Origin of the sequence: Streptomyces sp. NPDC002884 (assembly GCF_040295245.1) — a bacterium.
Taxonomy (GTDB): Bacteria; Actinomycetota; Actinomycetes; order Streptomycetales; family Streptomycetaceae; genus Streptomyces.
On sequence record NZ_JBEOVB010000007.1, the window covers coordinates 1 to 12121 of the forward strand.

General features: G+C 72.2%; 10 protein-coding genes. 5 read left to right on the top strand and 5 right to left on the bottom strand.

From position 1 onward, the window contains the following. From ABT070_RS16535 to glgB, 3 genes are all read left to right on the top strand, one after another. Positions 1-540: alpha-glucosidase C-terminal domain-containing protein (locus tag ABT070_RS16535; protein ID WP_351760600.1), on the top strand; the 540-nt coding region annotated here is incomplete at its 5' end. A gap of 91 nt (positions 541-631) precedes the next feature. Further along, positions 632-2011, top strand: a complete 1380-nt coding sequence (locus tag ABT070_RS16540) for a maltokinase N-terminal cap-like domain-containing protein (protein WP_351760603.1) — start codon at positions 632-634, stop codon at positions 2009-2011. A gap of 13 nt (positions 2012-2024) precedes the next feature. Further along, positions 2025-4448, top strand: coding sequence for a 1,4-alpha-glucan branching enzyme (gene glgB / locus ABT070_RS16545; protein WP_351760605.1), 2424 nt, complete (start codon positions 2025-2027; stop codon positions 4446-4448). 214 nt (positions 4449-4662) lie between these two features. Here the strand turns inward: glgB and ABT070_RS16550 are convergent, their stop codons facing one another. From ABT070_RS16550 to ABT070_RS16565, 4 genes are all read right to left on the bottom strand, one after another. Continuing rightward, complete coding sequence (locus ABT070_RS16550) at positions 4663-6897, bottom strand: HelD family protein (RefSeq protein WP_451101308.1); 2235 nt, start codon at positions 6895-6897, stop codon at positions 4663-4665. 192 nt (positions 6898-7089) lie between these two features. Then, positions 7090-7422, bottom strand: coding sequence for a thioredoxin family protein (locus tag ABT070_RS16555; protein WP_351760611.1), 333 nt, complete (start codon positions 7420-7422; stop codon positions 7090-7092). Beyond that, complete coding sequence (locus ABT070_RS16560) at positions 7419-7847, bottom strand: MerR family transcriptional regulator (RefSeq protein ID WP_267018363.1); 429 nt, start codon at positions 7845-7847, stop codon at positions 7419-7421. The genes ABT070_RS16555 and ABT070_RS16560 overlap by 4 nt, the downstream gene beginning before the upstream one ends. Positions 7848-7876: 29 nt before the next feature. Further along, the gene (locus ABT070_RS16565) at positions 7877-8386 is read right to left on the bottom strand and encodes an Lrp/AsnC family transcriptional regulator (RefSeq protein WP_351760614.1); all 510 of its coding nucleotides are present in this window, start codon (positions 8384-8386) and stop codon (positions 7877-7879) included. A gap of 51 nt (positions 8387-8437) precedes the next feature. Here ABT070_RS16565 and ABT070_RS16570 point away from each other — a divergent pair, with 51 nt between their 5' ends. Both ABT070_RS16570 and ABT070_RS16575 read left to right on the top strand, forming a co-directional pair. Further along, complete coding sequence (locus ABT070_RS16570; protein ID WP_351760617.1) at positions 8438-9463, top strand: NAD-dependent epimerase/dehydratase family protein; 1026 nt, start codon at positions 8438-8440, stop codon at positions 9461-9463. Position 9464: 1 nt separating this feature from the next. After that, a complete protein-coding gene (locus ABT070_RS16575; protein WP_351760619.1) occupies positions 9465-10424 on the top strand; it encodes an aldo/keto reductase in 960 nt (319 codons plus the stop codon). Positions 10425-10666: 242 nt separating this feature from the next. Here the strand turns inward: ABT070_RS16575 and ABT070_RS16580 are convergent, their stop codons facing one another. Further along, complete coding sequence (locus ABT070_RS16580) at positions 10667-12100, bottom strand: cation:dicarboxylate symporter family transporter (protein WP_351761425.1); 1434 nt, start codon at positions 12098-12100, stop codon at positions 10667-10669. Between the last annotated feature and the right edge of the window lie 21 nt (positions 12101-12121).

The window sequence follows — 12121 nt, forward strand, 5'->3', positions numbered from 1 at the left end:
TACTACGGCGACGAGATCGGCATGGGCGACAACATCTGGCTCGGCGACCGCGACGCCGTCCGCACCCCCATGCAGTGGACACCCGACCGCAACGCAGGTTTTTCGTCCTGTGACCCCGGGCGGCTCGTTCTGCCGACCATCATGGATCCCGTCTACGGCTACCAGGTCACCAACGTCGAGGCGTCGATGTCGTCGCCCTCCTCGCTGCTGCACTGGACCCGCCGGATGATCGAGATCCGCAAGCAGAACCCCGCCTTCGGCCTCGGCACCTACACCGAACTCCAGTCCTCCAACCCGGCCGTCCTGGCGTTCCTCCGTGAGGCGCCGCTGACCAAGGACGGGGAGGACGACCTGGTGCTGTGCGTGCACAACTTCTCGCGGTTCGCGCAGCCCACGGAACTGGACCTGAGCCGGTTCAAGGGGCGGTACCCGGTGGAGCTGTTCGGCGGGGTCCGCTTCCCGGCGGTCGGTGACCTGCCGTACCTGCTCACCATGGCGGGCCACGGCTTCTACTGGTTCCGGCTGCGCAGGGACGCCTAGAACCCCGGGCGGGGCGGTTTCCCCCGCCCCGCCCGGGGCACGCATCAGTAACGCCCCGACCCCGATCACCGGGGAAAGGAATGTGACACCTATGGCGGCGACTGTCACACGTTCCGGTCGGACCGACCCCGGCCTCCTCGCTTCGCTGGACCCCTTGCTGCGGGAGTGGCTGCCCCGGCAGCGCTGGTTCGCCGGCAAGGGGCGTCCGGTCACCGGGTTCTCGCTGGTGGCGGCCACCGAGCTGCTGCCGGCCGGCGGCAGACTGGCGCTCTACCACCTGCTGGTACGCGCCCATCAGCCGGCGGTGCCCGGCGACTGCTACCAGCTCCTGATCGGCGCCCGCGAGGCCCTGCCACCCCGGCTGGCGCCCGCGCTGATCGGCCATGTGACGCAGGGTCCGCTGGCCGGGCGGACCGTGTTCGACGCCCTGTACGACACCCGGCCCGCCGAGGTGCTGCTGGAGGCCCTGCGCACCGGGGCCCGGATCGGCGGGCTGCGCTGCGAGCGGGACCCCGGACAGGAGATCCGGTCGGGGCTGGTCCCGCGCCGGCTGACGGGCGAACAGTCGAACTCGTCCGTCATCTATGGAGATACGTTCATTCTCAAGCTGCTGCGCCGGGTCGTGCCGGGCGTCAACCCCGACCTGGAGCTGCCGCTGGCGCTGGCCCGCGAGGGCTGCCCCCGGGTGCCCGCGCCGACCGCGTGGATGTACGGGGACCCGGGTGAGGGCGGGGGCGAGCCGTACGTCCTGGCCGTGCTCCAGCCCTATGTGCAGGGCGCGGCGGACGGCTGGGAGCTGGCGCTGCGGGAACTGGCCAAGGGCGAGGACTTCGCAGCCGAGGCGCGAGCGCTGGGGCGGGCCACCGCCGAGGTGCACGGCGCGCTGGCCCGGGCACTGCCCACGGCGACCCTGGGACAGGCGCAGATACGGCCGATGGTGGACGGCATGACCGAGCGGCTGGACGCCGCGGCGCAGGCGGTGCCCGTGCTGCGCCCGTACGCGCCCGCGCTGCGCACCGCCTTCACCGCGCTGGCCGACCTCGCGGCCGAGGGTCACACCTGGACCGCCCAGCGCGTCCACGGCGATCTGCACCTCGGGCAGTGTCTGCGCTCGGCCGCGGGGCGGTGGGCGCTGATCGACTTCGAGGGGGAGCCCGCCAGGCCGCTGGCCGAGCGGCGGATGCCCCAGCCGGCCGTGCGGGACGTGGCGGGCATGCTGCGTTCCTTCGACTACGCCGCCCACTCCGCCGATCCGCCGTCCCCGGCCTGGGCACACGCCTGCCGGGCGGCCTACTGTTCCGGGTACGCCGAGGTGGCGGGTGTCGACCCGCGCACCGACCCCGTGCTGCTGCGGGCCCACGAGACGGACAAGGCGGTCTACGAAGTCGTCTACGAGGCCCGGCACCGCCCCGACTGGCTCCCCGTGCCCCTTTCCGCGATACACCGCCTCGCCGCACCCGATCTGCCTTGAGGAGGCTCCGTACGTGACTCCCCCGAAGAAGAAGGCCACCGCGAAGAAAGCAGTGACCGAGAAGGCGGCGGCCGCGAAGGCGGCGGGCAGGAAGACGACGGGCAAGAAGGCGGCGGGCGGGAAAGCGGCCGGTGCGAAGGCGGCGGGCCCGAAGGCGACCGCCGAGCAGGCGGCAGCGGCCGCCGAGAAGGCCGCCGCGAAGAAGCCCGGGAAGGCGAAGGGCCCGCGGGCGGCCCCCGTGGAAGCCCCCGTGGACCCGGCCCTGGGCGCCGCCGAACGGGAACGCCTGCTGCAGGGCACCCATCACGACCCGCACTCCGTGCTCGGCGCGCATCCGGTGCCCGGCGGGATCGTCTTCCGGGCGCTGCGCCCGTACGCGCGGTCCGTCACGGTGCTCTCGGGCGACCTGCGCGCCGAACTCCACGACGACGGCGACGGCTTCTTCTCCGGCCTGCTGCCCCTGACGGAGGCCCCGGTCCACCGGCTCCTCGTGGCGTACGAGAGCACCACCGTGGAGACCGAGGACGCCTACCGCTTCCTGCCGACGCTGGGCGACCTGGACCTGCACCTGATCGGCGAGGGCCGGCACGAGCAGCTGTGGACGGTGCTGGGCGCGCGTCCGACGACCCACCAGGGGGTGAGCGGCACCGCCTTCTCCGTGTGGGCGCCGAACGCGCGCGGGGTCCGGCTGGCCGGCACCTTCAACTTCTGGGACGGCACCGGGTACCCGATGCGGTCGCTGGGCTCGTCCGGCGTCTGGGAGCTGTTCGTGCCCGGGGTCGGCGAGGGCGAGCTGTACAAGTTCGACATCACCCGCCCCGACGGCTCGCACACCCTGCGCGCCGACCCGATGGCCCGGCGTACCGAGGTGCCGCCGGCGACCTCGTCGATCGTGCACGCCTCGCACTACGAGTGGGGCGACGAGGAGTGGCTGGCCCGACGGGCCGAGATACCCGTGCACGAGGCCCCGTTCTCCGTCTACGAGGTCCATCTGGCCTCCTGGCGACCGGGACTGACGTACCGTCAACTGGCCGATCAGCTGCCCGCGTACGTCCGGGACCTCGGCTTCACCCATGTCGAGCTGATGCCGGTCGCCGAGCATCCCTTCGGCGGCTCGTGGGGCTACCAGGTCACCGGTTTCTACGCGCCCACCGCCCGGCTCGGCACACCCGACGACTTCAAGTACCTGGTGGACGCGCTGCACCGGGCCGGCGTCGGCGTCCTGATGGACTGGGTGCCCGCGCACTTCCCCCGTGACGAGTGGGCCCTCGCGGAGTTCGACGGGCGTCCGCTGTACGAGCACGAGGACCCGCTGCGCGCCGCCCATCCCGACTGGGGGACGCTGGAGTTCGACTTCGGACGGCGCGAGGTGCGCAACTTCCTGGTGGCGAACGCCACCTACTGGTGCGAGGAGTTCCACATCGACGGGCTGCGCGTGGACGCCGTCGCCTCGATGCTCTACCTCGACTACTCGCGCGAGCCGGGCCAGTGGACCCCGAACGAGCACGGGGGCCGGGAGAACCTGGACGCGGTGGCGTTCCTCCAGGAGATGAACGCGACGGTCTACCGCCGCAGCCCCGGGGTCGTCACGATCGCGGAGGAGTCCACGGCCTGGGACGGTGTCACACGGGCCACGCACCACGCGGGCCCGAGCGGCTTCGGCGGGCTCGGATTCGGGCTGAAGTGGAACATGGGCTGGATGCACGACTCGCTGGGGTACATGAGCCACGAGCCGGTGCACCGCAGGTACCACCACCACGAGATGACCTTCTCGATGGTGTACGCCTACAGCGAGAACTACGTGCTGCCCATCTCCCATGACGAGGTGGTGCACGGGAAGCGCTCGCTGGTGTCGAAGATGCCCGGCGACTGGTGGCAGCAGCGCGCCGCCCTGCGGGCGTACCTGGCGTTCATGTGGGCCCACCCCGGCAAGCAGCTCCTCTTCATGGGCCAGGAGTTCGCCCAGGGCGCGGAGTGGTCCGAGGCCCACGGCCCCGACTGGTGGCTGCTGGATCCGGCGTACGGCGCCGAGGCCGACCACCGCGGTGTCCGGGACCTGGTCCGCGACCTGAACACCGTCTACCGCGCGGCGCCGGCCCTCTGGCAGCGGGACACCGACCCCGCCGGTTTCCAGTGGGTGGTCGGCGACGCGGCCGAGGACAACGTCTTCGCCTTCCTGCGTCTCGACGCCGAGGGCGCGCCGCTGCTGTCCGTCTCCAACCTCTCCCCGGTCGTCCGTCACGACTACCGCCTCGGCGCACCCGACGACGTCCCGGCCTGGCACGAGGTCCTCAACACCGACGCGGCCGGGTACGGCGGCAGCGGTGTCGCCCACGCCGACCCGGTCAAGCCGGAGCCGCAGGGCCGTCACGGCCGGCCGGCGAGCGTGCGGCTGACGCTGCCGCCGCTCGCGACGGTGTGGCTGCGGCCCGCCTGAGGCCGCACGCCTCGCCCCGGGCCGCTGCCCCGCCCAAGGCCGCTGCCCGGTGCGGGACCGCCGGCCGGTGCGGGACCGCCGGCCGGTGCGGGACCGCCGGCCGGTGCGTCGGCGTACGGGCGGGGAACCCCGCCTCGCGCGCCGGCCGCACCGGCCGTTCCCCGGCAGCGATCACGGCGCGAACCGTTGTCGCGCCCCGCCCGCCGATGCCGCGTCAGGCCGGAGGTCCGCCGAGGGCCGCGGCCAGCGCCTTCGGGAGGGTCCTGCTGTGCAGCACCCCCAGTCGCTGCGTGGCACGGGTCAGCGCCACGTACAGGTCGCTGGTGCCGTACCGCGACGGCTCCACCACCAGCACGGAGTCGAACTCCAGGCCCTTGGACTGGCGCGGGTCCAGCAGGACGACGCTCCGGGTCAGGTCCGGCTCGGCGCCCGCGGTCACCCCGTCCAGCCGGGCGGCCAGCTTCCGGTGCAGGTCGCGCGGGGCGATGACGGCGAGCCGGCCCTCGGCGGGGGTCAGCTCGGCGACCGCCTCGGCGACCGCGCCGGGGAGGTCGTCGGTGGCCCGCGCCCACGGACGCACGCCGGTCGACCGCACCGAACTCGGCGGCTCGAAGCCGGGGTGCTCCGCGCGCACCACCGCCGCGGCCACGTCCATGATCTCCGCCGGGGTGCGGTAGTTGACGCCGAGCCGGGTGTGCTCCCAGCGGTCCCCGACATAGGGCTGGAGGATCTTGGCCCAGGAGCCGACGCCCGCCGCCTCGGCGGTCTGCGCCGGGTCGCCGACCAGCGTCATCGAGCGGGTCGGGCTGCGCCGCATCAGCAACCGCCAGGCCATCGGCGACAGTTCCTGCGCCTCGTCGACGATGATGTGCCCGAACGCCCAGGTGCGGTCGGCGGCCGCGCGTTCGGCGGCGCTGCGGTGGTCGTCCTCCTCGTGGCGTTCGGCGAAGCGTTCGGCGTCGATGATGTCGTGCGCGGACAGGACCTCGGAGTCCTCCTCGTCCTTGTCCTCGAACTCGTAGGTGCGGGAGGCGTACGAGACGTCCAGGACGCCCTGCGCGTAGGCGACCTGGGTCTCCCGCTCGCGGTCCGCGCGGGCCCGTGCCAACCGGTCGTCCTCGCCGAGCAGTTCGGCCGCCTCATCGAGCAGCGGTACGTCCGCCACGGTCCACGCCCGGGTCACCGGGCGCCGGACGGCGGCCGCGTCGTCGTCGGAGACGTAGCCCACGGGGTCGGCGAGGAAGTCGGCGACCAGGCGCTGCGGGGTCAGGCGCGGCCACAACTGGTCGATGGCGGCCCAGACCTCGGGGTTGTCGGCGAGTTCGTCGCGGATCTGGGTGACGTCGCTCGGGTCGAGGAGGTTCGAGCCGTCGTAGGGGTCCGTGCCGATGCGTTCGGCGACCATGTCGGTGAGCGTGTTGAGGATGTGGCCCTCGAAGATCTCACGGGCCGCGTTGTGCGGCAGCCGGGCGGCCCGGGTGCGCTCGCGGGCCATGTTCACCAGGCCGTCGTCGAGCATCAGGATCTCGCGGTCGTGCCCGATCGCGATCACCGGATCGGGCAGCGCCTGCCAGTCGCGTACGACGTCGGCGAGGACGTCCGCCATGTCGGCGCGGCCCTTGACGGCCGCCGCCGCCCGGGTGTCGGTCGCCGTCGCCTTCACGCCGGGGAAGAGTTCGCCGACCGTCGCCAGCAGCACACCGGTCTCGCCCAGCGAGGGCAGCACCTCGCCGATGTAGCCGAGGAAGGCGGGGTTGGGTCCGACGATCAGGACCGCCCGCTTGGCGAGCAGCTCGCGGTGTTCGTAGAGGAGATAGGCGGCCCGGTGCAGGGCGACGGCGGTCTTGCCGGTGCCGGGGCCGCCCTCGACCACCAGCACCCCCCGGTGGGGCGCCCGGATGATCTCGTCCTGCTCGGCCTGGATGGTCTGCACGATGTCGCTCATCCGGCCGGTGCGCGCGGAGTCGATCGCGGCGAGGAGCACGGCGTCGCCGGTCGGGTCCTCGTGGCCGGTGCGGGTGGCGTCGCCGATGTCGAGGATCTCGTCGTGCAGGGCGGTGACCCGGCGGCCCTCGGTGGTGAGGTGCCGGCGCCTGCGCAGCCCCATCGGGGTGTGGCCGGTGGCCAGGTAGAAGGGGCGGGCCACTTCGGCGCGCCAGTCGATGAGGACCGGGGTGCGCTCGGCGTCCTCGGCGCGCAGGCCGATGCGTCCGATGTGGTGGTTGGTGCCGGAGGTGAGGTCGATGCGGCCGAAACAGAGGGAGCCGTCCACCGCGTTCAGCGCGGCGAGCAGCCCGGAGCGCTCGACGACGAGGATGTCCCGCTCCAGCCGGGCCTGCATGGGCGTGTTGCCCTGGGCCAGCGCGTCGGTCACGGCGCCCTCGGTGTCACCGCGCAGCGCGTCCACGCGCGCGTACAGGCCGTCGATGAATTCCTGCTCGCAGCGCAATTCACTATCCGGAAAGTCGGCGTTTGACAATTCCACTCCCGCCCGCATATACTGTGCTCACTGAGCTTCTTTGCAGCCTCATTCATATGAAGTCGCGAACCAACGAATATACGCAGAGAAATCCCCCGAGCGCAATTGCTCGGGGGATTTCTTTGTGGGCCGAAGACGCCCGGCCGTCAGCTCATCGCGGGCTCACAGGACCTCGTCCAGCTCCGCCAGCAACCGGCGCTTGGGCCGGGCGCCCACCATCGACTTCACGGGCTCACCGGCCCGGAACACCACGAAGGTCGGCATCGACAGCACCTTGTACGCCTGGGTGGTCTCCGGGTTGGTGTCCACGTCCAGCTGCACCACCTTCAGCCGCTCGCCCTCCTCCGCGGCGAGCGCGGTGAGCACGGGCCCCATCTGCCGGCACGGCGGACACCAGTCCGCGGTGAACTCCACCAGCACCGGCAGCTCCGCCCCCAGCACCTCCGCCCCGAAGTCCGCGTCCGTCACCTCGGCCACCCCGTCCGCCTTGATCACCGTTCCTGCCCTCCCAGCTCGCACTCGGGCTCCGGACCCCCCGGAACCCGCGCCTCGGCGGCCAGCTCGTCACGTGCCAGCTCGGCCCGGACGAGCTGCCCGGCGACCGTCTCCCGCACCGCCCGCAGCTCCCCGATGAGCGCGTCCAGCTCGTCGAGCTTGCGCCGGTAGACCACGAGCGAGGCCGGGCACGAGTCGCCCTCGGGGTGTCCGGCCCGCAGACACTCCACGAAGGGCCGGGTCTCCTCCAGGTCGAACCCGAAGTCCTGAAGGGTCCTGATCTGCCGCAACAGCCGCAGATCGCCCTCGTCGTAGGTCCGGTACCCGTTGTCACCGCGTCGCGCGGGCAGCAGCCCGCGCGACTCGTAGTACCGCAGCGTCCGGGTGGTGGTCCCGGCCCGTGCGGCCAGCTCGCCGATGCGCATGCCTACGAACGTAAGGCTTGACGCCCACGTCAAGGCAAGAGCGGTTTCCGCTCGACCGGCGAGGTGAGCACGATCGACGTCGTCGTGCGCCCGAGGGCGGAGACCGCCTCCAGGACGCCCTCCAGGTGGACGGTGTCCCGGACCGCGACCTTGAGGATCCAGCAGTCCTCCCCCACCACGTGGTGCACCTCGGTGATCTCGGGGCGGCCGATCAGCTCCAGGGTCCTCGGGTGCTTCAGGGTGTAGCCGCCGTGCGGGTCGACCCGGATGAACGCCTGGATGCCGTAGCCGAGCCGCGCGGGGCTGACGTGCGCGCCGTAGCCGCTGATGACCCCCGCGGCCTCCAGCCGCCGCACCCGTTCCGTCACCGCCGCCGGACTCAGCCGCACCCGGCGGCCCAGCTCGCTGAGCTTGATCCGGCCGTCGGTCTGGAGCAGTTCCAGGATCTGCCGGTCCAGCGCGTCGAAGGCCACCGACGTTTCGTCGGCGGCGGCCCGCGAATGCCGCGTTTCTTTCGGTGCGACGGCCGGAACTCCCATGGCTACCCCTTCAGGACACGCGTGTACGCCGGGAGAATCATGGTCATGGAAATGACACGGGAGGTAAAGGCCCGGGAAGTGCCGGCCGGGGAGCCGGAGGCCCGGGAGGAAAAGGCCCGGGAGACAGCGGCCCGGGAGACAGCGGACCGGGAGACGGAGGGCCGCGGGGGTAAGGCCCGGGAGGTACTGGTCATCGGCGGGAACCGCTATTTCGGCAAGCGGCTGATCGCGCGCCTGCTGGCCGCCGGGGACCGGGTGACGGTGCTGAATCGCGGTTCGTCCGCGCCGCCGCCGGGCGCGCTTCATCTGATCGCCGACCGTGACGACGAGCACGCGCTGATCTCGGCGCTCGGTCCACGCGCCTTCGACGTCGTCGTCGACCAGGTCTGCTACACCCCGCGCCAGGCGGCGATCGCCCGCCGGGTGTTCGCCGGCCGCACCCGTCGTTACGTGCTGACGTCGACGGTCGAGGTGTACGAGTACGAGGACTCCGTCGCCTGTGTGCGGGAGCAGGACGTCGATCCGCTGGGCGTACAGGTCGATCTCGAACTCCCCTGGCACGAGCCGGAGTTCCTCGACTCCCACTACGGCGAGGGCAAGCGGCAGGCGGAGGCGGTGTTCGCGGCGGAACCGGCGTTCCCGCACGTGGCCGTCCGTGTCGCCCATGTACTCGGCGGCGCCGACGACTTCACGGGACGACTGGAGCACTACGCCTCCCGGATCCGCGCGGGCGAGCCGATCACCGTGCCGACGGTGAACCGTCCGGCGACGTACATCCATGTCGAGGAGATCGCCGACTTCCTGTTCTGGACGGTGGGCCAGGACTTCACCGGCCCGGTCAACGCGGCCTCGCACGGGACGCTGACCACGCGCGAGCTGTGCGAGGCGGTGGCCGCGCACCTCCCCGCCGGCCGGACGGTGTTCCACGAGGTCGAGGTCGGCGAGGTGTCCCCGCTCTCCTTCCGCCGCTTCTACGGCATGGACAACACCCGCGCCACCCGGCTCGGGTTCACCTTCGGCAACGCCCGGCGGTGGCTGCGGCACGCGGCCGAGGAGACCCTGGGGACGGTGGGCTGACGTGCGTCACCGCACACTCGGCGACACGCGCGTGAGCGCGATCGGGCTCGGCGCGATGCCGCTGTCCATCGAGGGCCGCCCCGACCGGGCCCGCGCCCTGGCCACCGTGCACGCGGCGCTGGACGCGGGCGTGACCCTGCTCGACACGGCCGACTCCTACCATCTGCCGGGCGCGGAGCCCGGCCACAACGAGCGGCTCGTGGCCCGCGCGCTCGCCGGCTACGGCGGTGACACCTCCCGTGTGCTCGTGGCCACGAAGGGCGGCCGGGGCAGACCGGGCGGCGGCGCGGACTGGACGGTGAACGGCGATCCCCGCCATCTGAAGGCGGCCGCGGAAGCCTCTCTGCGGCGGCTCGGCGTCGAGGCGATCGGGCTGTACCAGCTCCACAAGCCCGACCCGGCGATCCCCTTCGAGGAGTCCGTGGGCGCGCTGCGGGACCTGCTCGACGAGGGGAAGATCAGGCTGGCCGGCGTCTCCAACACCGACACGGACCAGATCCGCCGGGCCCACGCGATCCTCGGCGACCGGCTCGTCTCGGTCCAGAACCGCTACTCCCCCGCCGTGGGCGACAGCGAGCCCGCGCTGCGGCTGGCGGCCGAACTGGGGCTGGCGTTCCTCCCGTGGAGCCCCTTGGGCGGCATCTCCCGCAGCTCCCTCGACGGACCGTCCGGCGCGGCGGCCGATGCGGGCGGGGGAGACAGTGCGGGCGGGGCAGCCGGCGAGCGACCCGCCGACGCCTTCTCCACGTTCCGTGAACTCGCCCACCGGCGAGGCGTCAGCCCCCAACAGCTCTGCCTCGCCTGGCTCCTGACCCGCTCCCCCACAGTGATCCCGATCCCGGGCGCAAGCCGCCCGCAGTCGATACGGGACTCGGCGGCGGCAGCCGACCTGACACTGACCGAGGAGGAACTGAGCCACCTGGACAAAGCGGTGCAACGGCAACGGCAACACCCCGCGTAGCGGGGCGTTGCCGGGGGCGGAGGCCGGGGCCGGGGGCGGAGGCCGGGGGCGGAGGCCGGGAACCGGAGGCCGGGGGCCGGAAGCCGGAAGCCGGAAGCCGGGGGCCCGAGGCCGAGGGCCGGGGGAAGTAGGACCGGGCGGCCGGGCCACGGGGGAGTGCTCGGCCGCCCGGAGAGGGTGGGGTGGTGGCCGGGTGTCCGGCCCCGGTTCAGGCGGGGCCGGACACCCGGAGTCGGGAGGGCTCAGGCCTTGGCGAGTTCCTTCTCGCCGCCCTCGCGCTGCTCGGGCACGTCCGCCGGGGCGGTCTCGACGCCGTCCCCGTCCTCGTCGAGCAGGGTCTTCTCGTCGAAGGGCAGTCCGCCGGCGAGCACCAGCTGCACCCGCGGCTTGTCGATCTCCTTCGTCCAGGTGCCGATCAGGACCGTGGCGACGGCGTTGCCCGCGAAGTTGGTGAGGGCGCGGGCCTCGCTCATGAAGCGGTCGATGCCCACGATGAGGCCGATGCCGTCCACCAGGGCGGGCTTGTGCGACTGCAGACCGCCGGCCAGGGTCGCCATGCCGGCGCCGGTGACACCGGCCGCGCCCTTGGAGGCGACGAACAGGAAGAGCAGCAGCGGGATCTGCTCACCGAGCGACATCGGCGTACCCATGGCGTCGGCGATGAACAGGGACGCCATGGTCATGTAGATCATGGTGCCGTCGAGGTTGAAGGAGTAGCCGGTCGGGACGGTGATGCCGACGACGGGCTTGCTGACGCCCAGGTGCTCCATCTTCGCGATGAGCCGCGGCAGCGCGGACTCGGAGGAGGAGGTGGACAGGATCAGCAGGAACTCCCGGGCCAGGTACTTGAACAGGGAGAGGATGTTCAGACCCGAGACGATCTTCAGCAGCGCGCCGAGCACGAGGAAGACGAAGAGGAAACAGGTCGCGTAGAAGCCGAGCATCAGCACGGCGAGGCTCTTGAGCGCGTCCACGCCCGACGAGCCGACGACCGCGGCCATGGCGCCGAAGGCGCCGATCGGAGCGGCCCACATCACCATCGCGAGGACGCGGAAGACCAGGCGCTGGATGTGCTCGACACCGCGCAGCACCGGCTGGCCGGCCTTGCCCATGGCCTGCAGCGCGAAGCCGCAGAGCAGGGCGATGAGGAGGGTCTGGAGGACCTCGCCCTCGGTGAAGGCGGAGACGATCGTGGTGGGGATGATGCCGAGCAGGAACTCGGTGGTGTCCTTGGCCTCCGGCGAGACCTGCGCCTGCCCGGTCTCCTTCACGGCGTCCGTGATGGCGAGGCCCGTGCCCGGCTCCAGGATGTTGCCGACGACGAGGCCGATACCGAGGGCGACCAGCGACATGACCATGAAGTAGCCGAGGGCGATACCGCCGACGGCGCCGACCTTGGCGGCCTTCCGTACGGACCCGATGCCCAGCACGATCGTGCAGAAGATGATCGGCGAGATCATCATCTTGATCAGGTTGACGAAGCCGGTCCCGATGGGCTTCAGCTCGACGGCGAAGTCGGGGGCGACGAGGCCCACGGCGATGCCGATGGCGACCGCGACGATCACCGCGATGTACAGGTAGTGGGTGCGGTCCCGCTTGACCGCGGGTGCGGCAGGTGCCGTATCGGGGGTGCTGCTGGCGGCCACGGCTGCCCTCCTTGACGTCTTCGTCGGCATCACCGGCGTGCGGCTCACGTC